Annotated in this window: 25 protein-coding genes; 16 read left to right on the forward strand and 9 right to left on the reverse strand. The window is 67.6% G+C overall.

All coding sequences use genetic code 11. The annotated features are described in order from the left end of the window. Window positions 1-41 precede the first annotated feature (41 nt). From LHP98_RS03950 to LHP98_RS03970, 5 genes are all read left to right on the forward strand, one after another. Entirely contained in the window at window positions 42-1,889 is a 1,848-nt protein-coding gene (locus LHP98_RS03950) for an ABC-F family ATP-binding cassette domain-containing protein (RefSeq protein ID WP_227251170.1), read from the forward strand. Beyond that, on the forward strand, window positions 1,886-2,314 hold the full coding sequence (locus tag LHP98_RS03955) for an HD domain-containing protein (protein WP_227251171.1): 429 nt from the start codon (window positions 1,886-1,888) through the stop codon (window positions 2,312-2,314). The genes LHP98_RS03950 and LHP98_RS03955 overlap by 4 nt, the downstream gene beginning before the upstream one ends. A gap of 30 nt (window positions 2,315-2,344) precedes the next feature. Further along, window positions 2,345-2,800, forward strand: a complete 456-nt coding sequence (locus tag LHP98_RS03960) for a DUF2267 domain-containing protein (protein ID WP_227251172.1) — start codon at window positions 2,345-2,347, stop codon at window positions 2,798-2,800. Between the two features lie 113 nt (window positions 2,801-2,913). Next, on the forward strand, window positions 2,914-3,558 hold the full coding sequence (locus LHP98_RS03965) for a MarC family protein (RefSeq protein ID WP_227251173.1): 645 nt from the start codon (window positions 2,914-2,916) through the stop codon (window positions 3,556-3,558). 51 nt (window positions 3,559-3,609) lie between these two features. After that, window positions 3,610-4,185: a TIGR02281 family clan AA aspartic protease gene (locus tag LHP98_RS03970; protein ID WP_227251174.1), complete on the forward strand. Its 576-nt coding sequence runs from the start codon at window positions 3,610-3,612 to the stop codon at window positions 4,183-4,185. On the opposite strand, the gene LHP98_RS03975 is transcribed toward LHP98_RS03970, so the two are convergent. Further along, window positions 4,182-4,646: a DNA polymerase III subunit chi gene (locus LHP98_RS03975; RefSeq protein WP_227251175.1), complete on the reverse strand. Its 465-nt coding sequence runs from the start codon at window positions 4,644-4,646 to the stop codon at window positions 4,182-4,184. The two genes, LHP98_RS03970 and LHP98_RS03975, sit on opposite strands and share 4 nt — an antisense overlap. A 48-nt stretch (window positions 4,647-4,694) precedes the next feature. Then, window positions 4,695-6,164 carry a leucyl aminopeptidase gene (locus LHP98_RS03980; RefSeq protein ID WP_227251176.1) on the reverse strand — a complete coding sequence of 490 codons (1,470 nt, stop codon included), beginning with the start codon at window positions 6,162-6,164 and terminating at the stop codon, window positions 4,695-4,697. A 196-nt stretch (window positions 6,165-6,360) separates the two neighbouring features. Here LHP98_RS03980 and lptF point away from each other — a divergent pair, with 196 nt between their 5' ends. Genes lptF through rsmA form a run of 6 tightly spaced genes read left to right on the forward strand, consistent with a single transcriptional unit; the run spans window position 6,361 to window position 13,941 of the window. Next, complete coding sequence (lptF, locus tag LHP98_RS03985; RefSeq protein ID WP_227251555.1) at window positions 6,361-7,500, forward strand: LPS export ABC transporter permease LptF; 1,140 nt, start codon at window positions 6,361-6,363, stop codon at window positions 7,498-7,500. Further along, a complete protein-coding gene (gene lptG, locus LHP98_RS03990) occupies window positions 7,497-8,591 on the forward strand; it encodes an LPS export ABC transporter permease LptG (protein WP_227251177.1) in 1,095 nt (364 codons plus the stop codon). The genes lptF and lptG overlap by 4 nt, the downstream gene beginning before the upstream one ends. Window positions 8,592-8,594: 3 nt before the next feature. After that, window positions 8,595-10,751 carry an LPS-assembly protein LptD gene (locus tag LHP98_RS03995; RefSeq protein ID WP_227251178.1) on the forward strand — a complete coding sequence of 719 codons (2,157 nt, stop codon included), beginning with the start codon at window positions 8,595-8,597 and terminating at the stop codon, window positions 10,749-10,751. Between the two features lie 59 nt (window positions 10,752-10,810). Next, window positions 10,811-12,064 (forward strand): peptidylprolyl isomerase, encoded by a 1,254-nt coding sequence (locus LHP98_RS04000; protein ID WP_227251179.1) that lies wholly within the window; start codon window positions 10,811-10,813, stop codon window positions 12,062-12,064. Further along, a complete protein-coding gene (pdxA, locus tag LHP98_RS04005; RefSeq protein ID WP_227251180.1) occupies window positions 12,061-13,050 on the forward strand; it encodes a 4-hydroxythreonine-4-phosphate dehydrogenase PdxA in 990 nt (329 codons plus the stop codon). Before LHP98_RS04000 ends, pdxA begins: the two co-directional genes overlap by 4 nt. Window positions 13,051-13,104: 54 nt before the next feature. Further along, the gene (gene rsmA, locus LHP98_RS04010; protein ID WP_227251181.1) at window positions 13,105-13,941 is read left to right on the forward strand and encodes a 16S rRNA (adenine(1518)-N(6)/adenine(1519)-N(6))-dimethyltransferase RsmA; all 837 of its coding nucleotides are present in this window, start codon (window positions 13,105-13,107) and stop codon (window positions 13,939-13,941) included. 28 nt (window positions 13,942-13,969) lie between these two features. Here the strand turns inward: rsmA and LHP98_RS04015 are convergent, their stop codons facing one another. The 7 genes from LHP98_RS04015 to LHP98_RS04045 form a co-directional block, all read right to left on the reverse strand. Further along, window positions 13,970-14,818: a DUF4167 domain-containing protein gene (locus LHP98_RS04015; RefSeq protein WP_227251182.1), complete on the reverse strand. Its 849-nt coding sequence runs from the start codon at window positions 14,816-14,818 to the stop codon at window positions 13,970-13,972. 238 nt (window positions 14,819-15,056) lie between these two features. After that, window positions 15,057-15,890 (reverse strand): peptide chain release factor N(5)-glutamine methyltransferase, encoded by an 834-nt coding sequence (gene prmC / locus LHP98_RS04020; protein ID WP_227251183.1) that lies wholly within the window; start codon window positions 15,888-15,890, stop codon window positions 15,057-15,059. After that, the gene (gene prfA, locus LHP98_RS04025; protein WP_227251184.1) at window positions 15,887-16,942 is read right to left on the reverse strand and encodes a peptide chain release factor 1; all 1,056 of its coding nucleotides are present in this window, start codon (window positions 16,940-16,942) and stop codon (window positions 15,887-15,889) included. The genes prmC and prfA overlap by 4 nt, the downstream gene beginning before the upstream one ends. A gap of 101 nt (window positions 16,943-17,043) precedes the next feature. Continuing rightward, window positions 17,044-17,487 carry a DUF1499 domain-containing protein gene (locus tag LHP98_RS04030; RefSeq protein ID WP_227251185.1) on the reverse strand — a complete coding sequence of 148 codons (444 nt, stop codon included), beginning with the start codon at window positions 17,485-17,487 and terminating at the stop codon, window positions 17,044-17,046. Continuing rightward, window positions 17,484-18,449 (reverse strand): agmatinase, encoded by a 966-nt coding sequence (gene speB / locus LHP98_RS04035; protein WP_227251186.1) that lies wholly within the window; start codon window positions 18,447-18,449, stop codon window positions 17,484-17,486. The genes LHP98_RS04030 and speB overlap by 4 nt, the downstream gene beginning before the upstream one ends. A 446-nt stretch (window positions 18,450-18,895) precedes the next feature. After that, on the reverse strand, window positions 18,896-19,312 hold the full coding sequence (locus LHP98_RS04040) for a DUF6636 domain-containing protein (protein WP_227251187.1): 417 nt from the start codon (window positions 19,310-19,312) through the stop codon (window positions 18,896-18,898). Between the two features lie 69 nt (window positions 19,313-19,381). Further along, window positions 19,382-20,551 carry a M20 aminoacylase family protein gene (locus LHP98_RS04045; RefSeq protein ID WP_227251188.1) on the reverse strand — a complete coding sequence of 390 codons (1,170 nt, stop codon included), beginning with the start codon at window positions 20,549-20,551 and terminating at the stop codon, window positions 19,382-19,384. 207 nt (window positions 20,552-20,758) lie between these two features. On the opposite strand from LHP98_RS04045, the gene LHP98_RS04050 reads away from it, so the two are divergent. The 5 genes from LHP98_RS04050 to LHP98_RS04070 all read left to right on the forward strand — a co-directional run bounded on the left by LHP98_RS04050 (window position 20,759) and on the right by LHP98_RS04070 (window position 26,040). Beyond that, window positions 20,759-21,379, forward strand: coding sequence for an outer membrane protein (locus LHP98_RS04050; protein WP_227251189.1), 621 nt, complete (start codon window positions 20,759-20,761; stop codon window positions 21,377-21,379). Window positions 21,380-21,445: 66 nt separating this feature from the next. Further along, window positions 21,446-22,309, forward strand: a complete 864-nt coding sequence (gene mazG, locus LHP98_RS04055; protein WP_227251190.1) for a nucleoside triphosphate pyrophosphohydrolase — start codon at window positions 21,446-21,448, stop codon at window positions 22,307-22,309. Between the two features lie 66 nt (window positions 22,310-22,375). Next, window positions 22,376-23,533 (forward strand): CaiB/BaiF CoA transferase family protein, encoded by a 1,158-nt coding sequence (locus LHP98_RS04060; RefSeq protein ID WP_227251191.1) that lies wholly within the window; start codon window positions 22,376-22,378, stop codon window positions 23,531-23,533. Window positions 23,534-23,608: 75 nt separating this feature from the next. After that, complete coding sequence (locus tag LHP98_RS04065; protein ID WP_227251192.1) at window positions 23,609-24,007, forward strand: cupin domain-containing protein; 399 nt, start codon at window positions 23,609-23,611, stop codon at window positions 24,005-24,007. Continuing rightward, the gene (locus tag LHP98_RS04070) at window positions 24,004-26,040 is read left to right on the forward strand and encodes an ASKHA domain-containing protein (RefSeq protein ID WP_227251193.1); all 2,037 of its coding nucleotides are present in this window, start codon (window positions 24,004-24,006) and stop codon (window positions 26,038-26,040) included. The genes LHP98_RS04065 and LHP98_RS04070 overlap by 4 nt, the downstream gene beginning before the upstream one ends. The last annotated feature ends 54 nt before the right edge of the window (window positions 26,041-26,094 follow it).

The raw sequence follows: 26,094 nt of genomic DNA on the forward strand, positions 1-26,094 counted from the left end.
CCGCGGTTGACGCCGCCCCCGGCATCGGGCAATCCCGCCCCATGCTGCGCATCGAGGACATCACCTATTCCGTCGAAGGCCGCCCGCTGTTCCAGGGCGCCTCAGCCACCATTCCCACCGGTCACAAGGTCGGCCTCGTGGGCCGCAACGGCACCGGCAAGACCACCCTCTTCCGGCTGATCCGGGGCGAGCTGGCGCTGGAATCCGGCGCCATCCGCCTGCCCGCCCGCGCCCGCATCGGCGGCGTCGCGCAAGAGGTGCCCTCGTCGGAAACCTCACTTCTCGACACCGTCCTCGCCGCCGACACCGAACGCGCCGCCCTTCTGGCCGAAGCGGAAACCGCCCATGACCCCCACCGCATCGCCGACATCCAGCATCGCCTCGCGGACATCGACGCCTGGTCGGGCGAGGCCCGCGCCTCGGCCATCCTGCGCGGCCTGGGGTTCGAGCCGGAGCAGCAACTGCAACCCTGCTCGGCCTTTTCCGGCGGCTGGCGGATGCGCGTGGCCCTCGCCGGCGTCCTGTTCGCCCAGCCGGACTACCTGCTTCTCGACGAACCCACCAACTACCTCGATCTCGAAGGCGCGCTCTGGCTGGAAAACTACCTTTCCCGCTACCCGCACACCGTCATCATCATCTCCCACGACCGCGGTCTCTTGAACCGCGCCGTCACCGGCATTCTGCATCTCGAAGACCGCAAGCTGACCTATTACACCGGCCCCTACGACACCTTTGCCGAGACCCGCGCTGCCCGGCTGGCCGTGGCCGAGGCCGAGAACCGCCGCACCCAGGCCCGACGCGACCATCTCCAGGCCTTCGTCGACCGCTTCCGCTACAAGGCCTCCAAGGCCCGCCAGGCCCAGTCGCGGCTGAAGATGATCGAGCGGCTGAAATTCGCCACAACCCCGCAAGAGGCGGCGCTCGCGCGTTTCACCTTCCCCGAGCCAGAGGAACTCGCGCCGCCGATCCTGACGCTCGACGCCGTCGCCACCGGATATGACGGCCCGCCGGTGCTGCGCCGCCTGACCCTGCGCATCGACCAGGACGACCGGATTGCCCTTCTCGGCCGCAATGGCGAAGGAAAATCTACCCTTTCCAAACTCTTGGCCGGGAAACTTCGAGCTTCGGAAGGCCGTCTGGCCCGCGCCTCGAAGCTGCGCATCGGCTATTTCGCCCAGCATCAGGTCGACGAGTTGCACACGGATGAGACCGCGCTGCAGCACGTCGCCCGCCTGCGCCCGGCCGAGCATGCCTCGAAGCACCGCGCCCGGCTGGCCGGCTTCGGCCTGACCGCTGACCAGGCCGACACGCTGGTCGCGCGGCTCTCAGGCGGCCAGAAGGCCCGGCTCTCGCTGCTGCTGGCCACCATCGACGCGCCGCACCTGCTGATCCTGGACGAACCCACCAACCACCTCGACATCGAATCCCGCGAGGCCCTGGTCGAGGCGCTGACCGACTACACCGGCGCGGTGATCCTGGTTTCCCACGACATGCACCTCCTGAACCTGGTCGCCGACCGGCTGTGGCTGGTGAAAGGCGGCACCGTCACCCCCTTCACCGAAGACCTCGACGCTTATCGCGCCCAGCTTCTGGCCGGCGAAGATCCCGTGAAGACCACCGCGAAACCCTCTGAAAAGAATTCAAAATCCGCGAAGGAAGACCTCGCCGCCCTGCGCGCCGAAGTCCGCAAGTGCGAAGACCGCCTGGCCAAGCTGTCCGACATGCGGGCGAAACTTTCCGAGAAACTCGCCGACCCCGCCCTTTACACGCCGGCCCGCAAACCCGACCTCGACGCGCTCACCGCCAAGGCCGCCGAACTGCAAGAGGCCGAACACCGGGCCGAGGCGCTCTGGATCACCGCTCACGAACGCCTGGAGGACGCCACATGACTCCCCTCGAACGCGCCATCGAGATTGCGGTGACCGCGCATGCCGGACAGAAGGACAAGGCAGGCGCCCCCTACATCCTGCACCCCTTGCGGGTGATGCTGTCGCTGGAAGGCGATGCCGAGCGGATCGTTGGCGTCCTGCACGACGTGATTGAGGATTGCCCTGGCTGGAGTCTGGACCGCCTGCGCGGAGAGGGTTTTTCGGACGAGGTGCTTGCCGCGCTTGCCCTCGTCACCAAACAGTCCGAGGCCGAGGACTATACCGCATTCATCGACCGCTGCCGCCAGAACCCCGTGTCGCGGCGCGTCAAGCGAGCCGACCTGCTGGACAATCTTGATGTGCGCCGTCTGCCCGAAGTGACGGAAAGCGATGCCCTACGTCTCGGCAAGTACGGTCGCGCGCTCCGCCAGCTTGACGCCATCTGACACGATCACATCGGTACCGGAGGCCGGACCATGCCCATGCCCTGGACCTATCGCCAGTCCACCCGCGAATGGCAGGCCTTCCTGGCCCATGCCCGCGATGCCATGAACCTCACCTCCGACAACGCCACCTTCACCGCCGTCGAAGGCGTGCTGCGCGCCTTCCGCCGTCGCCTGACGCCGCAACAGGCCATCGACTTCGCGCAAGTCCTGCCCGCCACGCTCCGGGCCCTCTTCGTTGCCGACTGGCACCTTGCCGACCCCATCCCCCCCGGCACCCGCGCCGACTGGACGGCCGAAGCGCAATCCCTTCGCCCCCACCATAACCTGACCCCGCCCAATTGCGTCGAGGCCACCGCCCTGGCCCTGCGCAAATCCATCCTGCGCGAAGACCTCGACCGCGCCACCGCGCTCCTCCCGCCCTTCGCCACCGAATTCTGGTCCACCCCCGGCACCGACCCCGCAACCCTGGGCCCCCGCATCGTCTGATCCTTCATCTTGGCCCAAATACCTCCGGGGGTCCGGGGGGCTGGCCCCCCGGCCTGCGGCGCCCGACGGGATAGCGCTTTCCAGATCGCCCCCCAGCGCGCTAGCCTGTCGCCATGCCCGACAGCGCCTTTCTCATCACCGCCTTCGCCACGCTCTTCGTGGTGATTGACCCGCCCGGGCTGGTGCCGATGTTCATCGCCCTGACCCGCGGGATGGACGCCCGGCAGCGCCGCGCCATGGCGCAGCGTGCCTGCCTGATCGCGGCGGCCCTGCTGACGCTGTTCGGGCTGGCGGGAGAATCCCTCCTGGGCTTCGTCGGCATCTCGATGCCCGCCTTCCGCATCGCCGGCGGCATCCTGCTGTTCCTGACCGCGCTCGACATGCTGTTCGAGCGCCGCACCCAGCGGCGCGAGGGCCAGCACGCCGAGCCCGACCACGACCCTTCGGTGTTTCCGCTGGCCACGCCGCTGATCGCCGGCCCCGGCGCCATCGCCTCGATGATCCTGCTGGTCGGACAGGCCGAAGCGCAGGCCGGCGCAGCCCCGTTCGCAGACTGGCGCGGCGCGGCGGCGGTGATCGGGCTGATGCTGGCGATGATGGCGGTGACCTTCGCCTTCCTGCTCGCCTCGCCGCCGCTGGAACGCCTTCTGGGCCGGACCGGGGTGATCGTGATCACCCGTTTGCTGGGCATGCTGTTGGCCGCGCTGGCGGTGCAGTTCGTCATCGACGGCGTGCGCCAGACCGGACTGGTCGGCTGATCTTCCCTTGCGCCCGCCCCGCCCCCATATCGGCCGCAAAGGAGACCCCTGATGGATGGCGACACCCTTGGCCGCATGGCCTATCTCGTGCTTCTGCTGGTCGCCGTGGGCGGCTGGGTGATGGTGGAATACCGCAAGCGCCTGGGCCAGGCCCTGCGCACCGCCCTTGCCTGGGGGCTGATCTTCCTGGGCGTAATGGCTGGCTACGGCCTCTGGGGTGACATCCGCCAGGACGTGATGCCCCGCCAAAGCGTCACCAAGGCGGGCGAGATCGAGCTGCCGCGCGCCGGCGACGGGCATTTCTACGCCACGCTCGACATCAACGGCACCGGCGTCCTGTTCCTCGCCGACACCGGCGCCACCAACATGGTGCTGTCGGGCGATGATGCCGCCCGGCTGGGCATCGACCCGGCCGCGCTGGTCTTCATCGGCGAGGCTTCCACCGCCAACGGCACCGTCCGCACCGCCCGCGTGACCCTGCCGCAGGTGGCGCTGGGGCCGTTCACCGACACCGGCGTTCCGGCCTATGTCACCGACGGAGAGATGGACATCTCGCTTCTGGGCATGGATTACCTGCGCCAGTTCCGGGTGGAAATCGCCGACGACCGGATGATCCTGTCGCGCTAGGCCGCGCCGGTTTCGGCCTTCTTCTCCCACCGGCCCGAGGCATCGGCCCAATACTGCGCCGGCAACCCCGCCGCAGTGACGGCCGTCCACTGCCCCCGCGCCGCGGCGACCTGGGCCTGATCGGCATCCTCGAACAGCAGCCAGACCCGTTCCAGCGCCGCCGCCTCGGCCGGGTCCACTGGCAAGGCACCCAGCAGAAGCACCGCCTGCGCCCCGTTCACCGCCGGACCCTGCCCCAGCAGCACCGGCTGATCGGCATCCTGCGGCCCGCCCTCCAGCCCGTGCGGCAGAAACCCGTCCTCCGGCCCCAGCCACAGCCGCGCGTCCAGCCGCTCCAGCGCGGCGCGGTCGGGGCCGCGGACCATCACCCGCCAGCCCTGCGCCAGCGCGCGGTCGCACAGCATCGTCACCGCCTCGTCCAGGGTGGACCGCGTCAGGTGGTAGAAGTTCACCACCCCCATGCGGCACGCCCCGGTTTCAAGCCGGACTTGGCGCGAATTCCGCCGTCCTCAGCCCTCATGGCGGTCGCGGATCAGCCGGTTCAGCGCCATCACGCCCCAGCCGGTGGCCCCCTTCGGCGCCAGCGGCTGGTCGGCCTTCGACAGCGCCACCCCGGCAATATCCAGGTGAATCCATGGCACATCCGGCTTGACGAACCGCGCCAGGAACTGCGCCGCCGTCACAGCACCACCTTCGCGGCCGCCGACGTTCATCATGTCGGCGATCCGGCTTTTCAGCCGCGCGTCATAGCCTTCGCCCATCGGCATCCGCCAGGCGCCCTCGCCCTCCGCCATCGCGGCCTTGAGGAAGGACGTGCACAGCGCATCGTCGTTGGAAAACACACCCGCATTCTCATGGCCCAAGGCGATGATGATCGCCCCGGTCAGCGTCGCCAGGTCGATCACGCCCTTCGGCTTGAAGCGGTCCTGCGCGTACCACAGCACGTCGGCCAGCACCAAACGGCCCTCGGCGTCGGTGTTGATCACCTCGATGGTGTCGCCCTTCATGCTGCGCACCACGTCGCCCGGCCGCTGCGCGCGACCGTCGGGCATGTTCTCGACCAGACCCACCAGACCCACCACATTGGCCTTTGCCTTGCGCAGCGCCAGCGTGCGCATCACGCCCGCGACAACGCCCGCGCCGCCCATGTCCATGGTCATCTCTTCCATGCCCGCCGCCGGCTTGATCGAGATGCCGCCGGTGTCGAACACCACGCCCTTGCCCACCAGCGCCAGCGGAGCGTCATCCCGGGCGCCGCCCTTCCACTGCATCACCACCACCTTGGACGGGCTCTCCGACCCCTGCCCCACGCCCAACAGCGCGCGCATGCCCAGCTTGGCCAACTCTGCCTCTTCCAGCACCTCGACCTCGACGCCCAGGTCGCGCAGGCCCAGCAGGCGCTCGGCGAAATCCTGCGTCGTCAGCACGTTCGCCGGCTCGTTCACCAGATCGCGGGTAAAGCAGACGCCCTCGGCCAGCGCCATCAGCGGCGCCACCTCGGCCGCCACCGCCTCGGGGGCCGCGACCATCATCCGCACCGGGCCTTGCAGTTTCTTCTCGCCCGACTTGTGGGCGGTAAAGTCATAGGCCCGCAGCACCAGGCCAAGGGCCACCTCGGCCGCGCGCGGATGCGCCTCGGCCACCACCGTCAGCGGCTTTTCCCCCAGACCCCGGCCGATTGCACCGCCGGCCTTGCGGGCAGCGGCGGTGTCGGTGCGCTTGGGCAGCCGCACCAGTTGCAGCGCGTCGCAGGCCAGGCCCGCCGGATAGGCCAGGTCCATCGCCTCACCCGGTTTCAGCTTGGCCGCGGCGTCCGAGGCCAGCGCCCGCGCCACCGCCCCACGCGTGGCCCGGTCGATCCGCCGCCCTGCCGGACCCAATGCCGTGCCCGGCTCGACCAGAATGGCAATCCGCCCCTCGGCGGCGATCAGCGCCTCGACCTCGGTTTCGCGGAACTGGACGGGAACGGGATGCGACATCGCAAAGTCACCTTGCGCAAAGGGGTTTCATCGAACTGCAGCCCCGCCCGCACAGCGGCGGAACGGGTCGGCGGGCCATCGCCGCAACGCTATCCAGATGCCCCGGACTTGACCAGATATGAGTTTTCCATGGCCTCGAATTCGGCTAGGGTCCGGCCAGTTGAAACGCAACATCTTGTGGAAACCCGGGTTCCTCTTGGCAAGATTCGACCGTTACTTGTTGTCTTACCTGCTGCAGCTTTTCGGCTTTTTCAGCTTGCTGCTGGTGGCGGTCTACTGGGTCAACCGGGCCGTCGGGCTGTTTGACCAGTTGATCGGCGATGGCCAGTCAGCGCTGGTGTTCCTGGAGTTTTCGCTGCTGTCGCTGCCCAACGTCATCCGCCTGGTGCTGCCGGTCTCGGCCTTTGCGGCCTGCCTTTATGCCATCAACCGGCTAAGCCAGGAATCGGAGCTGGTGGTGATGCAGGCGACCGGCTTTTCGGCCGTGCGCCTGTCGCGGCCGGTGGTGCTGTTCGGGGTTTGCGTCATGGCGATGCATCTGGTCCTCGCCAATGTGCTGGTGCCGATGGCGCAGGGCCGACTGCAATCGCGCAGCGCCGAGATCTCCGCGGACGTCACCGCCCGCTTCCTGAACGAGGGTCGGTTCCTGCACCCGGCCGACGGCCTGACGATCTATATCCGCGAAATCACGCCCCTGGGCGAGTTGAACGACCTGTTCCTGTCGGACGAGCGCGGCGAGAACGACCGCGTGGTCTATACCGCGCGACGGGCGCTGATCGTGCGCGGCGAAACCGCGCCGCAACTGGTGATGCTGGATGGCGCGGCGCAACGGTTGACGCGCGATGTTCCGCCGCGCATCTCGATCACCCGGTTCAATGATTTCACCCTGGACCTGGGCGCCATCGTCCAGGACGACGACGTGCGCCGCAAACAGGTGGACGAACTGTCCACCCTGGACCTGCTGGAAGCTGACCCGGTCCGGATCGAGGCAATGCGCACCACGCGCGCCGTCTTTCTTGAACAAGCGCACAGTCGGCTGGCCGGGCCGTTGCTGGGGCTGGCTGCGCCGCTGCTTGGCTTTGCCGCTCTAATGCTGGGCGGGTTTTCCCGCTTTGGCTTGTGGCGGCAGGTCGGGTTGGCGGTGCTCTTGCTGATCGGCCTGCAGATGGTGGCGACGTCAGCCTCGGGGGTGGCATTGCGCAATGACATGGGGTGGCTGCTGTTGTACCTGGCCCCGGCGCTGGGGCTGGCGGTTTCGGCGGTTCTGCTGTGGCTGGCCCAGCGGCCGCGACAGTTGGGCTACGATCCTGCCGCGGTCGATGGGGCGGCGGCATGACACTATCGCTTTACATCGCCCGGCGGTTCCTGCTGACCCTTGGCCAGGTGTTCCTGGTTTTCTTCGGCATCCTGATGCTGATCGACATGATCGAACAACTGCGGCGGCTGTCGGGCAAGGGCGCCGGTCTGGCCGATGCGGCCAGGCTTTCGCTGCTGAACGTGCCCGAGTCGCTGTACCGCATCCTGCCATTGATCCTGATCATCTCGGCGATGACCCTGTTCCTGTCGCTGGCGCGGTCTTCGGAACTGGTGGTCGTGCGCGCGGCCGGTCGCTCGGGGCTGCGCTTCCTGCTGACCCCGGTCCTTGCCGCTCTGACCGTGGGTGTCCTGACCGTCGGTGTCCTGAACCCGCTGGTCGCGGCCACGTCCAAGGCCTATGAGGAACTGCGCTCGCGCTTTCTGACCGATGGTGCGGTGCTTTCGGTTTCGGACACCGGGCTTTGGCTGCGGCAGGGCGGTGACTACGGACAGACGGTGATCCAGGCGGCGCGGGCGAACCTGGACGGGACCGAATTGACTGCCGTAAGCTTCCTGACCTTCGGCCCGGAAGGCACACCCCTCACCCGGATCGAGGCCGCCGCGGCACGGCTGGAGACCGGGGCCTGGCGGCTGGACGGAGCCAAGCTGTGGAACCTCGACGCGCCGAACCCCGAGGTGGCCGCCGAGATCTGGCCGGATGGCACCCGGCTGCCCTCGGACCTGACGCCCGAGCGCATCCGCGACAGCTTTGGCACCCCCTCGGCGGTGCCGATCTGGCAGCTGCCGGCCTTCATCGGAGACCTCGAACGCGCCGGATTCTCGGCCCGGGCCTACCGGCTGTGGTTCCAGATGGAACTGGCGCAGCCGCTTCTGCTGACCGCCATGGTGCTGGTAGCCGCAGGCTTCACCATGCGTCACGTCCGCTTTGGCGGAACCGGACAGATGGTGCTCTACGCCATGCTGGCGGGGTTTGCGCTGTTCTTTCTGCGCAACTTCGCTCAGGCTCTGGGCGAAGCCGGGCAGATCCCGGTGGCATTGGCAGCCTGGAGCCCGCCGGTCGCCGCCGTGATGCTGGCTCTTGGCTTGCTCTTGCATCTGGAGGATGGCTAGCCCATGCGCTTGCCCCGATTCCTCTGCCTGGGCCTGGCCGCGCTGGCGCTTGCGCTGGCAGCCCCGGCGCAGGTCCAGGCCCAGGACCGCGCCACGCTGGTCTCGGACCGGCTTGAGATCGCCGACGACAGCCGCCTGATCGCCAGCGGCAACGTAGAAGTCTTCTTCCGCGGCACCCGACTTCGCGCCAGCCGGATCGTCTATGACCAAGCCGGCGACAGGCTCTTGATCGACGGACCCATCGCGCTGATCGACGACACCGGCAAGGCGCTGATCCTTGCCTCGGCCGCCGAACTTTCGGCCGACCTGACCGAGGGCGTTCTCGAGAGTGCCAGGCTGGTGCTGAACCAGCAACTGCAACTGGCCTCGAACCGCATGATGCGGGTCGCTGGCCGCTACACCGCGCTTGATCGCGTGGTCGCCTCGTCCTGCCAGGTCTGCGCCGAGCATCCGGTCCCGCTGTGGGAAATCCGCGCCCGCCGGGTGGTACACGATCAGATGGAACGACAGCTCTATTTCGACCATGCGCAGTTTCGCGTCGCCGGCGTGCCGGTGTTCTACATTCCCCGCCTGCGGATGCCGGACCCGACACTCGACCGGGCCACCGGCTTTCTGATGCCGCAGCTTCGCACCACCTCGGGCCTGGGCACGGGTCTCAAGATCCCCTATTTCATAGCCCTCGGCCCCAGCCGCGACCTGACATTGACGCCCTATTTCAGCACCAAGGCCGGCAGGACGCTGGAACTGCGCTATCGCCAGGCCTTTGCCACCGGGATGATCGAGATCGCCGGCGCGGTATCGCGTGATGAACTGGTTCTTGGCGATACCCGTGGCTACCTGGAAACCACGGGCGCCTTCGATTTGCCGAACAGCTTCAAGCTGACGTTCAAGGGCATAACGGCGTCGGACCCGGCCTATCTGCTGGATTATGGCATTTCCGATGCCGACCGGCTGGACAGCCGCATCGAGTTGACCCGGACCCGCCGCAACGGATATTTCGCGGGTCGGATCATCAGTCTCCAGACCCTGCGCGACGATGAGGAAAACACCACCATTCCCGGCTTCGTCACCGACCTGACGTTCCATCGTCGCTTTTCATTGGGCGCGTTGGGCGGCGAAGGCGGGTTCCGCCTGCAGACCCACAGCCATGTCCGCACCTCGACCAACCCAGCGGACGGAGCAGACCTGGATAGCATCGCCGACGGCCGCGACATGAGCCGGATTTCGGCCCGTGTGGATTGGCGGCGCAGCTTCATCCTGCCGGCAGGGATCGAGGCCACGATTCTGGGCGAGGCGCAGGCCGAAGCCTTTACCATAGCCCAGGACGCCAGCTTTGCCGGCGAGTTCAGCCGCGTCCACAGCGCCGCCGGGGTCGAACTGCGCTGGCCCTGGGTCAAGACCACGGGTCGCGGCGCGACGCATGTCATCGAGCCGGTGATCCAGCTGGTCTGGGCCGGCCAGCACGGCGCGGATATCCCGAACGAAGACAGCGCACTGGTCGAGTTCGATGAGGGCAACCTCTTCTCGCTTGACCGTTTTCCCGGCTCGGATGCGGTCGAGGAAGGGGCGCGTGTGAACCTGGGTGTGACCTGGACCCGGCATGATCCAGCCGGCTGGTCGATGGGCCTGACCCTGGGCCGCGTGCTGCGCGACCGCAACTATGGCCAGTTCGGCCCGGCCTCGGGCCTGGGTGGCGGCAGTTCCGACTGGCTGGTGGCGGCGAACGTCGACTGGCAGTCCGGCCTTGCCGCCACTGGACGGCTGGTGTTCGACGACAGCTTCAGCCTGTCGAAGGGCGAGGTGCGGCTGAGTCTGAACCGCGATCGGCTGGCGCTGGCGACCTCGGCGCTTTGGGCCGAAGCGGACCTCAGCGAAAACCGGCCGGATCGGACGCGCGAGTTCACCTTCGATGCACTCTGGAAGGTTGCCCCCTCGCTCTCGGCCATGCTGTCGGGCAGCTATGACTTCGAGGCTGAACGCGGCACCCTTGCAGGCCTGGGTGTGGAATTCCGCAACGAATGCGTGACGGTGAATCTTTCCCTCTCGCGTCGGTTCACGTCCTCGACTAGTGTGACGCCGACGACGGATTTCGGCCTTTCGGTCGATCTTGTCGGCTTTGGCAGCGGCACGGCGGCGGGTCCGTCGCGGCGATGCCGCTAAGGGCAAAGACCCGTGCCATAGGCGGGCGAACTGAACAGGACGGCGGGCGGGCGGGCGGCATGGAACGCAAGGCGGCACGGGGAATGCGGGCGAAACGGGTGGCATTGGTCGCCGCGCTGGCCGGGTGGGCGGGTTTGGGCCTGACCCTGCCCGAGGTGCCTGGAGGCGCCGCTCCGGCGTTGGCGCAGAACCTTTTCGCGCCGCGGCTTTACGTCAACGATGCGGTCATTTCAGACTACGAGGTCATGCAGCGCGCGATGTTCATGCAGCTGCTGCGCGCACCCGGTGACCCCGAGACCGAGGCCGTGAAGGCGCTGACCGAAGACAAGCTGCGGCTGTCCGAGGCCAAGCGTCTGGGCATCAAGGCGACCGAGCAGGAAATCCTGGACGGGATGAACGAATTCGCCAGCCGCGCCAATCTGACGGCCGAACAGCTGGTCGGCGAACTGCAGAAGGTCGGCATCGCCGCCGAAACCTTCCGCGACTTCGTCACCGCCGGCGTGCTTTGGCGCAAGGTCGTGCGCGAGCGGTTCCGCGGCCAGGTTTCGGCCTCGGAGGCCGATGTGGACAAGGCGCTGGAGGCGACCGCGCGGCCGCGCGCGCTGCGGGTGCTGGTGTCGGAATTGGTGATCCCGGCCCAGCCCGGCAACGAGGACGCCGCCATGGCGCTTGCCAATCGGCTGAGCGACGAGATCGACAGCGAGGCCGAATTCGCTGCCGCCGCGCGGCGCCATTCCGCCGCGCCGACCGCCGGCCGTGGCGGCCGGCTGGACTGGCTGCCGCTGTCGAACCTGCCGCCGGCGATTGCCGGAGAGATCCTGGGGCTTGGCGCGGGCGACGTGTCCAAGCCGGTCGTGGTTCCCGGCGCTGTGGTGCTGTTCCAGTTGCGAGATGTGGCCCGGGACGAAACCGCCGAGCCGCTGGAGGTCTCGGTCGAATGGGCCGAGTTCCTGGTGCCCGACGATGCCGCCGAAATCGCCCGCATCCAGGCCGACAATCGCCGGTGCCTCGACCTTTACGACGACGCGCGGGGCCTGCCCGAGGACCGCCTTACCATCACCACCGCCAGCATGGCCGAAGTGCCGCGGGACGTGGCACTGGAGCTGGCGAGACTTGATGCCGGCGAGATTTCCACGACACTTTCGCGTTCGGGCCTTCGCCGGCTGGTCATGCTGTGCGGCCGCAAACAGGTGATGGAGCCCGAGCCGACCCGCGATCAGGTGCGCGAGCAGGTGTTGAACCTGAAACTGGAAGGCCTGGCCAACGGCTATCTGGAAGAGCTGCGCGCAGCGGCCTTCATCCGCGAGCCGTGACACCCGCCCCCGTCGTCCTGACATCGGGCGATCCAGCCGGGATTGGCCCCGAGATCGCCGTGAAGGCCCGCGCCGTGCTTGGGGCAGAGGTTCCGTTCTTCTGGCTGGGCGACCCGCGGCATCTGCCGGGGGCGACCCCGTGGCAGGAAATCGCAGCGCCGCGTCAGGCGGCTTCGGTCCCGCCGGGCTTTCTGCCGGTGCTGCCTTATGCCTTTGCCACGCCGGCCGTTCCGGGCCAGCCGGACCCGGCCAATGCCGCGGGCGTGATCGAGGTGATCGCTCGCGCGGTGGCGCTGGTGCAGGCGGGTGCGGCCTCGGCCGTCTGCACCGCGCCGATCCACAAGAAGGCGCTGAAGGATGGCGCGGGCTTCGCCTTTCCGGGCCATACCGAATATCTGGCACATCTGGCGGGCGTCGGCCGCGTGGTGATGATGTTGGCCTGCCCGGAATTGCGGGTGGTGCCGACGACGATCCACATTCCCCTGTCGCAGGTGCCCGCGGCACTGACGGCCGATCTGCTGGAAGACACCATCCGCATCACCCATGCCGCGCTGATCGGCGACTTCGGCATCGCGCAGCCTCGGATCGCGGTGGCCGGGCTGAACCCGCATGCCGGCGAAGGCGGGGCGATGGGCTGGGAGGACGAGCGGATGATCCGCCCTCTGGTCGCCCGGCTGGCGGCCGAAGGGATGGCGATCCGCGGCCCGCTGCCCGCCGACACCATGTTTCATGCAGCGGCGCGGGCGGGCTATGACGTCGCGGTCTGCGCCTATCACGACCAGGCGCTGATCCCGATCAAGACCATCGACTTTGCCGGTGGGGTGAACGTGACGCTGGGCCTGCCCTTCGTGCGCACCTCGCCCGACCATGGCACGGCCTATGACATTGCCGGGCGGGGAGTGGCCGACCCGTCCAGCTTGGTGGCGGCCTTGCGGATGGCGCAGGACATGGCTGCGCGGCGCGGGCGGCAGGCCCCGGGGGTTTGACACCCCCGGACCCCCGTCGGATATTTTCAGGCGGAAAATGAAGAAGAGGCGGTCTTGGGGACGATCGATGGCTTGCCGCCGCTGCGCGAGGTGATCGCGGCGCATGATCTGGTGGCGAAAAAGCAGTTGGGGCAGAACTTTCTGCTGGACCTGAACCTGACCGCCAAGATCGCGCGCTGTGCCGGCGATCTGGCGGCGTTCGACGTGCTTGAGGTGGGCCCCGGCCCCGGCGGGCTGACGCGAGGCCTTCTGGCCGAAGGCGCGCGCCATGTGGTCGCGGTGGAAAAGGACGCCCGCGCCCTGCCCGCGCTGGCCGAGATCGCGGCGGCCTGTCCCGGGCGGTTGACCGTGTTGCACGGCGACGCGCTGGGGATGGACCTCGGCTCGCATCTGACGCCGCCGGTCAAGGTGGTGGCCAACCTGCCCTACAATGTGGGGACCGAGTTGCTGATCCGCTGGCTGACGCCCGCGGTCTGGCCGCCGTTCTGGCAATCGCTGACGCTGATGTTCCAGAAGGAAGTGGCCGAGCGCATCGTGGCGAAGCCGCGGACCGAGGCCTACGGCCGGCTGGCGCTGCTGGCGCAGTGGCGCTGCGAGACGCGGATCGTGATGACCCTGCCACCCGAGGCCTTTACCCCGGCGCCCAAGGTGCATTCGGCGGTGGTGCATCTGGTGGCCCTGCCCGCGCCACGCTATGCGGCCGACGAAAAGCTGCTGATGCGGATCACCGCGATGGCCTTCAACCAGCGCCGCAAGATGCTGCGGTCTTCGCTCAAGGGGCTGGGGCCGGACATCGAGGCGCGGTTGCTGGCGGCCGGCATTCCACCCACCGCGCGGGCCGAGGAGATCGGGCTTGAGGCGTTCTGCGCCCTGGCGCGGGGCTTTGGCTGAACCGCAAAGAGTGCGATCCGGGCGCGATCTACTCGGCGGCTTCGGGCTTGCCGGGAACCTCGGCCTCCGGGCGCGGCTTGCGCGCGCGGCGGGGCTTGGACTCAGGTTCGGGCTTGGCCGGGGTCTCAGACGCGGGCGCCTGCGGGGCCGGCGCGGGCGCAGAGGCACCGCCGGTGATGAAATCCGGCAGTGCCGTTTCGACCGGGGCAACCGGGGTGTCGCGGCGCCGGTCGTCGCGGTCGCGGCGGAAATCGCGATCACGCCGTTCGGACTGCAGGCGGTCGCCTTGCGGGCGGTCTTCGCGGGGACGGTCCTCACGGGGCTTGTCCTCGCGCGGCCTGTCCTCGCGCGGCTTGTCGCTGCGCGGCCTGTCATCGCGCGGCCGGTCATCGCGGCGGTCGCGGCGGGCGGCCTCGGGGGTTTCGACCAGACCAGCCTCATCGGCGCTGCTGAAATCCAGCACCTCGACCACCGGCTGATCTTCGGCGCCGGGATCGCGGAAATCGGGGCGGTCACGGAAATCGGGTCGGTCGCGATACTCGCGTTCGCGGTTGCCGCCGCCATTGTTGGTGGTGTTTCCGTTGCCACCTTGCTGGAACTGGGACTGCCGTGCCTCTTGCTCGGCAGCCATTTCACGCTGCGCCTCGGCCAAGAGCCGGGTGTAGTGCTCAGCATGCTGCAGGAAGTTCTCGGCGGCGACGCGGTCGTTCGAGAGCTGCGCATCGCGGGCGAGCATCTGGTATTTCTCGATGATCTGCTGCGGCGTGCCGCGGACCTTGCCTTCCGGCCCGGACGAATCGAATACACGGTTGATGATGTTTCCAAGCGTGCGCGGGCGGTTCTGGTTGGAACGCGAGCGTTTCTTCGAAGAGCGCATCTTTGCCTTTGATCCAGTGGTCTGCCTTGGCCCGTGTCACGGACCGCAAGGGGGCCCAGGGGAATATCCGGCAGGATCGGGTTGATGCGAAGGGCGGACCAAGCGTGGCCCAAGCCTTCTTCGCATGACGTTGGATAACCACGCGGCGTGAACACTGGCAAGGGGATTCTGCCGCAAGCCGTGGAAGAATGCCGTGAATTCGTGCAGTTTGGCGCGATTGTGGCGGATTTGCCCAGGGTCAGCCCGGCATCCGGGCGGCGACCACGCGGTCGCGGCCATCGAGGTCGGGCAGGATGTGGATATCGGTCAGCCCCACTGCGGCGAGCATCGCGGCGACCGCCCGACCTTGCGTCGGGCCGATCTCAAGGAGCAGCCGCCCGCCCGGGGCAAGGTGGGATGGCACCCCGGCGGCAAGCGCGCGATAGGCGGCCATGCCGTCGGCCTCGTCGGTCAGTGCAAGGCGGGGTTCGTGGTCGCGCACCTCGGGGGCAAGGCCGGGCATTTCGCTGGCCGCGATATAGGGCGGGTTGGAGACGACCAGGTCGAACCGCCCCTCGATCCCGTCAAGCCAGTCGGCTATGGCAAAGCGCGCCCGCGGGACGACGCCAAGGCTTTCCGCATTGGCGCGGGCGACCGCAAGGGCAGCAGGCGACAGGTCGGTGCCAACGCCGCTGGCCATCTGGCGTTCGGCCAAGAGGGTGACGAGCAGCACGCCGGTACCGGTGCCGAGATCAAGGACAGAGGTGAAAGGTGCGCGCAGAGCCTCGGCCACCAGGGTTTCGGTTTCCGGGCGAGGGTCCAGCGTGTCGGCAGTGACCCGGAACGGGCGGCCCCAGAACAGTCGCTGGCCGGTGATCTGGGCGACCGGGCGGCGGCTTTCGCGGGCCTGGAGGGCCTTCTCATAGGCCGCCACCTGCAGCGGCGTCATCTCGTCAGGTAGCACCAGCGTCAGGCGATCTGGGGCAATGCCCAGGGCGTGGGCCAGCAGGCGGCGGGCGTCCGATGCAGCGTCTTCAATGCCGGCCGAGCGCAGGCGGGGAATCGCGCCGCGCAAGGCACCCTCAGCCGTCACCCTTCCATCTCCGCCAGTTTGGCGGCCTGGTCGTGGGCGATCAGCGCGTCGATGACCTCGTCCAGGTCGCCGGCCATGATCTGCGGCAGGGCGTAGAGCGTCAGGTTGATGCGATGGTCGGTCATCCGGCCTTGCGGGAAGTTGTAGGTGCGGATGCGCTCGCTTCGATCGCCGCTACCGACCTGGGCCTTGCGGTCGGCGGCGCGTTCGCTGTGCAGGCGTTCGCGTTCCGCCTCGAAAAGGCGCGCCCGCAGCACCTGCATGGCGATGGCGCGGTTCTGGTGCTGGGACTTTTCCGAGGATGTCACCACGATGCCGGTGGGCAGGTGGGTGATCCGCACGGCCGAGTCGGTGGTGTTGACGTGCTGGCCCCCGGCGCCCGAGGACCGCATGGTGTCGATGCGGATGTCGCTGGCGGGGACGTCGATGTCGACCTCTTCCGCCTCGGGCAGCACGGCGACGGTAGCCGCACTGGTGTGGATGCGCCCGCCTGCTTCGGTTTCCGGCACGCGCTGCACCCGGTGGACACCGGATTCATACTTCATCCGGGCGTAGACACCCTCGCCCTGGATATGGGCGGTGAACTCTTTGAGGCCACCCAGATCGGAGACCTGCTGTTCGAGGATTTCGAAGCGCCAGCCCATGCGTTCGGCGTAGCGCTGATACATCCGGGCGAGGTCGCTGGCGAAGAGGCTGGCTTCCTCACCGCCGGTGCCGGGGCGAATCTCCAGGATCGCGGGGCGGGCATCGGCGGAATCCTTCGGCAACAGCGCGAGACGGAGGCGCGCCTCCATCTCTGGGATCCGAGCGCGGAGCACGGGGATTTCGTCTTCGGCAAGGGCCTTGAGGTCGGGATCGGAGAGCATGGCCTCTGCATCGGCAAGGTCGGTCAGCGCCAGGCGGTAGGCGGTGATTTCCAGGGCCACGGGCTTGAGGTCCGAGTATTCGCGGCTGATCCGGGCGATGTCCGCGGGGGCAGCACCGGCGTTGAGGCGGGCCTCGAGAAACTCGAACCGCTGGGTGATCTGGGCAAGTCTGTCAAGCGGGACCATGGGGTGGGGGTTTGGCTGTTCCCGACCGGCCGGTCAAGGGTGGAGGCCCAGGGGATTTCACACCCCTGGACCCCCGTGGGAAATTTGCTGGACCGACGAAATCACAGACGCGAAAGCCAGTCGGTCAGCCGGGCGGCGTTGACGCCCATGTCGGATTTGCCAAAGCGCAGGCGGGCGTGGATGTAAAGGCCGTCGGGGCGGGCTTCGGCGGTGGTGTAGTCGGGAAAGCCCCAAAGCCGGCTGCGGGTGACCCAGGTGATGCGGCCTTCCTCCGGGCTGCCGGCGAGGCGGGTGGTGCGCGGGGTGGCCAGCGCGATGGTGTCGAGCCTGGTCAGCAGGTCTGCGGGGGCGCCCTTGGCGGGCGACAGGCGCAGCGCGGCGGCGCCTTCCATCGGCACCACCTGATCCCAGGGGTCGGTGTCTGCCCCGGCCGCAAGCGGAACGTGCCAGCGGGCCGGATCGCTGGGTGCCAGGCGGACGTAGGCCGCGAAGGCCAGCGAGGCGAGAATCAGCAGGGTGACGGTGAGGCCCATGGCGCGTTTCATCTTTGTGTCCTAGCCCAGTGATAAAGGCAGATCAGTTCATACGCCACATGCGCGCCGGCGATGGCGGTGGCACCGGTGGTGTCATAGGGCGGCGAGACCTCGACCACATCGCCGCCGACCATGTTGATGCCGGCCAGGTCGCGCAGCATCGCCGCCGCCTGCCAGGAGGCAAGGCCGCCCCAGACCGGGGTTCCGGTTCCGGGAGCGAAGGCGGGGTCCAGCGCGTCGATGTCGAAGGTCAGGTAGGCAGGGTCATCGCCGACGATGTCCTTGGCCAGAGCCACGGCATGCGCGACCCCCTTCTCATGCACTTCGCGGGCATCGATCACCGTGAAGCCCAGATCGTCCTCGGTGGTGGTGCGGATACCGATCTGGACGCTGCGCCTGGGGTCCACGAGGCCGGTCTTCACCGCCTTGTACATCATGGTGCCGTGGTCGATGCGGGTCAGGTCGTCGTCTGGCCAGAGGTCCGAATGGGCATCGAACTGGATCACGCCCAGGGGGCCGAACTTCTCGGCATAGGCCCTGAGGATCGGGAGGGTGATGAAGTGGTCGCCGCCAAGGGTGATCGTCCCCGGGCCGGCGGCCAGAACGGTGCGGATGTGGTCGGTCAACCGGTCGGGAAAGTCAGCCACCTTGGCATAGTCGAAGGCAAGGTCGCCATAGTCGACGATGGCCAATTCCTCCAGCGGGTTGGTCGGCCAGCCGTAAGGCGGGTCGTAGGGCTGCAGGGCCGAGGCCTCGCGGATCGCCCGCGGGCCGAAGCGGGTGCCGCTGCGATGGGTGACCGCCTGGTCGAAGGGCACGCCGGTGACCGCAAGGTCGACGCCGGTCAGGTCCTTGGTATAATTGCGGCGCAGGAAGCTGGTGGCGCCGCCGAAGGCGTTCTCGAAGGCATATCCCCGCAACCCCTTGCGGGTGAAGGCAGTGTCGGCTTCCGTCTTGGCATCTTCCAGGGCCATGCTGGCAACCTCGGGTCTGGCAGGCGTCGTCATTTCGGCAGCGGAGACGTCGCGGATCCGGGCGCGGGTCAAGCTGCCGCCTGGTCCGCGGAAGGTCAAGCCCGGGTCCGGGGCGCAATCGGCGGTTTTCAAGCGAAGCGGCCGCAGGCGCGGCCGCACTTCTGTCCTCTCGCCTCTGCGGCTGCGCCGCAACCGGCTCGGCCGCTCGACATCCACGCGACGCTTCATTTGTGGTGTGGTTCCCGGCATAGACCGCGGATGCCTCCGGCGGGGATATTTGAGGACAGATGAAAGCCGGAAGATCGTTTCATCTGTCCTCAAATATCCCGGGGGAGTCTTCGCGGCAGCGAAGACGGGGGCAGCGCCCCCCTTCGAGGAGGAGCCTGCAAGGCGACGACGAGGCAAGGGCCGTGCGGCGCATTTCGCGCCGCACGGCCGGATCACCGTCAGAACAGCTTCTGCCTGGCCTTGGCCACCGAGAAGCCATGCCCCGCGGCATTGGTGCAGGTCATGCCGGTCTTGGCCGAAACGCAGGAAATTCCGCCCAGGGAAACGGCCTCACCGTAAGGCAGCACCGGATTGCCCCGGTCCACCATCGAATCCGACACACAGGCCAGATAACCCTTGCCCTGCCTGTCGACCGCAAAGGACATGCCCCAGTCATACTCGCAGTTCGGCGGGGCCTTGGTGTAGCTTGGCGTGTATTCCCGCAGGTCACAGCGCACCGTCGTGGTGCCGTTCCATTGATACAGGCTGCAATGGATATTCCCGGTGGGAGACTGGAAGGCGATGTATTCCTCGGCCATAGCGGCCGATCCCGAAACCAGCAAGGCAACTGCAAGACCCAGAACGCGCAGTTTCATCAAGGCACCCTTTCGGTTGAATGCCCGCAGCAAACCACGACCGCCCCGCCCCGACAAGTCTATGTCGCATTACCCCGCAGCCAGGGGCTGGGCGCGTTCCACCAGCCGGGCGAAGAAGCTGGCCCCGATCGGCGCCGCCTCGTCGTTGAAGTCATAGGCCGGGTGATGCAGCCCCGCCCCCGGGCCGGTGCCGAGGAACAGGTAGGCCCCTGGCCGGGCCTCGAGCATGTAGCTGAAATCCTCGCTGCCCATTTCCCGGTTCGCGCGGGCGTCCACCGCCTCGTCGCCCGAAACCTCGCGCGCGACCTCTGCCGCGAACTCAGCCTGGTCCTCATGATTGATGGTTGCCGGATACCCCCAGTCGTAGTCGATCCGCGCCGTCACGCCATAGGCGGCCGCGTGGCCCTCGACGATCTCGTGAAACCGCTTCTTCAACAGCGCCCGCACGTCGGGCTTGAAGCAGCGGATGGTGGCGCAGAACATCGCCTCTTCGGGGATGATGTTGCTGGCCGTGCCGGTGTGGATCTGGGTCACCGACAGCACCGCCTCGTCCAAAGCATAGACGTTGCGCGGGATGATGGTCTGCACCGCCTGCACCATCCCCACCACCGCCACCACCGGATCGACGCATTCATGCGGCGTGGCGCCGTGCCCGCCCTTGCCGGTCAGATACACGAAGGCAGTATCGACCGAGGCCATCAACGGCCCCGGCGTGGTGTGGAACTGTCCGAAGGGCACGTTGGGTGCGTTGTGGATGCCATAGACCTGGGCAATGCCGAAACGTTCCATGATGCCCTCCTGCACCATGACCTGGCCGCCGCCGCCGTCCTCTTCCGCCGGTTGGAAGATCAACGCCACCTTGCCGGAGAAATTCCGCGTCTCTGCCAGGTATCTGGCTGCGCCCAGCAGCATCGTGACGTGCCCGTCGTGACCGCAGGCGTGCATCCTCCCCTTCACGCGGCTCGAATGGGCCGCCCCTGTCGTTTCTTCGATCGGCAGCGCGTCCATGTCGGCGCGCAGTCCTATCACCGGCCCGTCGCCCCGCCCGTTCAGCATCGCCACGATGCCGGTCCTGGCGATCCCCTCGAAAATCTCGTCCACCCCGATCTCGCGCAGCCGCGCCGCGATCCAGGCCGCCGTTTCCTGGCAGTCGAAGGCCAGTTCAGGGTATTGGTGCAAATGCCGCCGCCAGGCCTTCATGTCGTCGGCGTATGAGGCAATACGGTTCAGCACGGGCATCTTGGAAGAATCCTTTGCGGGGAGGGCGAGACAGACTTTGATCAAATCCGAAAACGGAAGCAGCCGCAATCGGCGATCCGGACTGTTGCCGCCTTGCCATAAGCCGGGAAAACTTCCCGCTTTCAATCGCTTCCGATCAGAGGACGCTCAAGCATCCTGCCCAAGTATGATAACGTTACAGTGAGTAGTCCCTGCAGGAGATTTGAAATGGTTCGCTTGATGGTGTCCATGGCCGCACTGGCCGCAAGTGCTTCGCTCGCGATGGCAGGTGGGCCCTTGGTTGTTCCGGCCGACCCCGTCGTCGTCGCTCCCGTGGCCGTCCACGACTGGTCGGGTCCTTATGTCGGTCTCAGCTATGGCAAGACTTCGGCAGACGTGACTTTCTCCCCCGGTCCGTCGTTCGATTTCGAGGACGGCTCGATCGCGGCGATCCAGGTGGGCTATCTGTATCAGCGGGGGGCGTTGGTCTACGGTGGCGAACTCGCCTACGGCAAGCTGTCGGACACTTTCATTGCCGGCTTCGGCGGCGACGACGAAATCGAATACACCGTCGACCTGAAAGCGCGCCTCGGCTACGCGATGAACAAGTCGCTGGTGTACGGCGTGCTTGGCTATTCGAAATCGAACTATGTCGAGCCCCCCAACGACGACTGGAAAGCCGACGGTATCGCCTACGGTCTGGGCGCCGAGTTCGCGGTGTCGCAGCAGTTCACGCTCGGGCTCGAATACCTGACCCGCGACACCTCTGGCGACAATCCGGACGGATTGGGGCAGACGGCGGACTTTGGTCTCGACACAATCTCGCTGCGGCTGAACTTTGCGTTCTAAGACCTCAGGGGCGTGACATCGCCCCTGAAACGTCTAGTCTCGGGCCGAAGCAAAGGCCCGAGACTGATGATTGCAGATTCCCCGATCCATGCCCTCGACAGCGGCATCGAACGTCTTCTCGACATCATGGCCCGCCTGCGAGACCCGCAGACAGGATGTCCTTGGGATATCGAGCAGACTTTCACGTCCATCGCTCCCTATACCCTGGAAGAGGCGCATGAGGTGGCCGACGCCATCCAGCGCCAGGCCTGGGAAGAGCTTCGTGGTGAGCTGGGCGATCTTCTGCTGCAGGTGGTCTTCCATGCCCAGATGGCTTCGGAGGCCGGGCTCTTTGCGTTCTCCGACGTGGTGGCCGCGATCAGCGACAAGATGGTGGCCCGGCACCCGCATGTCTTCGGCACCGAAAGCCGCGACAAGTCAGCCGAGCAGCAGACCCGCGACTGGGAGGCGCTGAAAGCCCGCGAACGTGGCGCGGCAAGCGAGGGCGCGCGTGTGCTGGACGGCGTGGCGCTGGCCCTGCCCGCCCTGACCCGCGCGGTGAAACTGCAAAACCGCGCAGCTCGGGTGGGCTTCGACTGGCCCTCGACCGCAGAGGTTCTCGAAAAGCTGACCGAAGAGGCGCGCGAGGTCGTCGAGGCGCGCGACAGGCTGAGCCAGGACGAAATTGCCGAAGAGATGGGCGATCTGCTCTTTGTCGTCGCCAACCTGGCCCGCCATCTGAAGGTCGACCCCGAGGCGGCCCTGCGGGCCGCCAACCAGAAGTTCACCCGCCGCTTTGCACGCATCGAGGACTGGCTGTCCGAGGCCGGCCGCAGCCCGGCGCAGTCTGACCTGGCGGAAATGGACGCGCTGTGGAATCGTGCCAAAACAGAAGAAAGGGGCACCGCGAGGCGCCCCGACGGCGGCGAAGAGGTGGTGCGGCGACCTTGAGACTTGCCTGTTGCGCTTTGCGCTCCTACTCGGTTGTTCGGGTACGGCAACCTGGGAGGTTTCGACATGGCTCCGCTGACCGGCATCACCGTCCTGGACCTGACACATGTTCTGGCAGGGCCGTATTGCAGCCACACGCTTCTGGACCTTGGGGCCCGGGTCATCAAGGTCGAGCGCCCGGTGGTGGGCGACGACACGCGGGCGTTTCCGCCGTTCGTGGCCGGGCAAAGCGCCTACTTCGCCACGCTGAACGCGGGCAAACAGTCAATTGCCCTGGACCTGAAGGCCGAAGCCGACCGGGCGGTCTTTGCGCGGCTGATCGCGCGGGCGGATGTGCTCTTGGAGAACTATCGTCCCGGGGTGATGGACCGGCTGGGCTATGGGTTCGAGGTGCTGCACGCGCGGCACCCGCGGCTGGTCTATGGTGCGGTTTCCGGGTTCGGCCATACCGGACCCGATGCGCAGAAGCCCGCCTATGACATGGTGGTGCAGGCGCGCGGGGGGGTGATGAGCATCACCGGCGAGGAGAACGGCCCTCCGGTCCGGGTGGGGGCCAGCATTGGCGACATCGTGGCGGGAATGTTCCTGGCGCAGGGTGTGGTGGCGGCCTTGTACGAGCGGGAAAGGACAGGGCTGGGCGCGAAGGTGGACGTAGCGATGCTCGATTCGCAACTGGCGATCCAGGAGCATGCGATAGCGATTGCTGCCGCCACCGGCGTGCCGCCGGGGCGGACGGGCGCACGGCATCCCACGATCACTCCGTTCTCCACTTATCGGGCAAGCGACGGGTTCTTCGTCATCGCGGCGGGAAACGATGACATGTTCAGGCGGCTGTGCGCGGCCTTGCCGCTGACCTTGGCCGAGGATGCAAGGTTTGCCACCAACGCCGCGCGCTGCGAGAACCAGGCACTCTTGAAGCGGCTGATCGAGGCGGTCACGCTGGGAGAGACGGTGGACTACTGGACCGCACGGCTGGAGGCGGCAAGCCTGCCGACGGCGCGGGTGCAGGACATGGGGCAGGTGTTGAAGGACCCGCAACTTCTGGCGCGCGCCATGGTGCTGCCGGTTGCCGCGCGCAATGGTGGGCCGGGCTTCGTCGCGCCGGGGAACCCGATCAAGATGTCCACCCTGCCCGAGATCGCAGGCCGCGACCCGGCGCCTGCGCTGGATGGCGACCGGGCGGCGATTCTGACCTGGCTAGACGCCGGAAGTGACGGGGGCTGAGCCCAAGGTGCCGTTTCCGGCGTTTGCAGCGCACGCCGCGCGGCCTAGATTTGGGGCACGATGAGGAGGAAGTGCGTGCCCCGAACGACCCTTGTGAACGCAAACGCCTTGCCGGACGAGCGCTGGGACGACCCAGCGCGCGGCACGATCCGCTTTCGGACGCTGATCTCGGCCCCCGCAACCGAAACCGCTGGTTTGGTCTGTGGCCTGGCGATCATGTCGGAAGGCGACAGCTTCGCGCTGCATTCCCACCCCGAGGCCGAGGTTTATTTCGGCCTTGAAGGCGAAGGCGAAGTGCTGGTCGATGGCGTGCCGCAACGATTGGCGCCGGGGGTAGCCCTGTTCATTCCCGGCGGCGCGGTGCATGGCGTGCCGAGGGCCAGCGCCCCCTTGCGCTGGTTCTACACCTTTGCCGCCGACCGTTTCGACGACATCCGCTATCGCTTCGTTCACGAGGCAAAGGACCGCACATGACCGACGACGCCCTGGTGATCTTCACGCCCTCGGGCAAGCGGGGGCGGTTTGCCCTTGGGACTCTGGTGCTGTCCGCCGCGCGGGCCTTGGGAGTGGACCTCGACAGCGTCTGCGGCGGACGGGGCATCTGCTCCAAATGCCAGATCGTGCCGGGTTACGGCGAGTTCTCCAAGCATGGCGTCACGGTTGCAGCGGATGCGCTGAGCGAATGGAACGCGGTCGAAGAGCGCTATGACCGGGTGCGCGGGCTGGCCAAGGGGCGGCGGCTGGGCTGCCAGGCGCAGGTGATGGGCGACGTGGTCATCGACGTGCCGCCGGAAAGCCAGGTCCACAAGCAGGTGATCCGCAAGTCGGCAACCGAGCGGGTGATCGCGATGGATGCCGCCACCCGCGCCGTCTACGTCGAGGTGGACGAGCCCGACATGCACGAGCCTTCGGGCGATTTCGAGCGGCTTTCTCGCGCCTTGGCGGCGCAATGGCAGATCGAGGGCATCGAAGCCGGGCCCGAGGTGCTGCGGCGGCTGCAGCCGGTGCTGCGCAAGGGCGGCTGGACGGTGACGGTGGTGGTGCATCAGGGCAACCACGACGCCCGGCCGCGCGTGCTGGACATCTTCCCCGGCTTCCATGATGGCCCGCTTTACGGGCTGGCGGTGGACCTAGGGTCAACCACCATCGCGGCGCATCTGTGCGACCTGTCGGACGGCCGGGTGCTGGCCTCCAGCGGGGTGATGAACCCGCAGATCCGCTTCGGCGAGGACCTGATGAGCCGGGTCTCCTATGCCATGATGAACCCCGGCGGCGATGTCGAGATGACCCGCGCGGTGCGCGAGGCGATCGATTCGCTGGCGCGCAGCATCGCGGCCGAGGCCGGGGTGGACCCAGGCTCGATCTACGAGATGGTGCTGGTCTGCAACCCGGTGATGCACCACCTGTTCCTGGGGATAGACCCGGTGGAACTGGGCCAGGCGCCGTTTGCGCTGGCGCTGTCGGGGTCGCTGTCCCTGGATGCGCAGGACCTGGACCTGGGGGCGCTGAACCCGGCGGCGCGGGTCTATGTGCTGCCCTGCATCGCGGGCCATGTCGGGGCCGATTGTGCGGCAGTGGCGCTGTCGGAAGAACCCGGCAAATCCAGGGACATGGTGCTGATCGTGGATGTCGGCACCAACGCGGAAATCCTGCTAGGCAACGAGACGCGGGTGCTGGCCTGTTCGTCGCCCACCGGCCCGGCCTTCGAGGGCGCGCAGATCAGCAGCGGCCAGCGCGCCGCGCCGGGCGCGATCGAGCGGGTCGAGATCGACCCCGCCACCAAGGAACCCCGCTTCAAGGTGATCGGCTGCGATCTGTGGTCCACCGATCCGGGCTTTGCCGAGGCGACCGCGCAGACCGGCATCACCGGCATCTGCGGGTCAGGCATCATCGAGGCGGTGGCCGAGATGCGGATGGCCGGGCTGGTGGATGCCAGCGGGCTGATCGGATCGGCCGATCAGACCGGCACCGCCCGCGCCCTGCCCCATGGCCGGACGCATTCCTACCTGCTGCATGACGGGCGTGATGCGGGCGGACCGAGGATCATGGTCACCCAAGGCGACATCCGCGCGATCCAATTGGCCAAATCCGCGCTCTATGCCGGCGCGCGGCTGCTTATGGACGAATTCGGGGTGGACAAGGTCGACCGCGTCACCCTGGCCGGGGCCTTTGGCGCCCATATCAGCCCCAAGCACGCCATGGTGCTGGGGATGATCCCCGATGTGCCCTTGGACCGCGTCACCAGCGCCGGCAACGCCGCCGGCACCGGCGCCCGCATCGCGCTGCTGAACCGGGCGGCGCGCGACCAGATCGAGGCCACGGTGCACGACATCCACAAGGTCGAAACCGCCATCGAGCCGCGCTTTCAGGAGCATTTCGTCGCCGCCAACGCGATTCCGCACGCGGTCGACCCCTTCCCCGAACTGGCCAGGATCGTCACCCTGCCCAACGTCAGCTTCAACACCGGCGGAGGCGGCAGCGGCGACCGCAGGCGGCGGCGCGGCTAGGGCTTGCCCGACTGGTGCTTGATCGGCAAGGCAGCTTCGGCCTAGGGTTGCGCC

It is taken from the genome of Rhodobacter sp. Har01 (assembly GCF_020564565.1).
GTDB lineage: Bacteria > Pseudomonadota > Alphaproteobacteria > Rhodobacterales > Rhodobacteraceae > Pseudogemmobacter.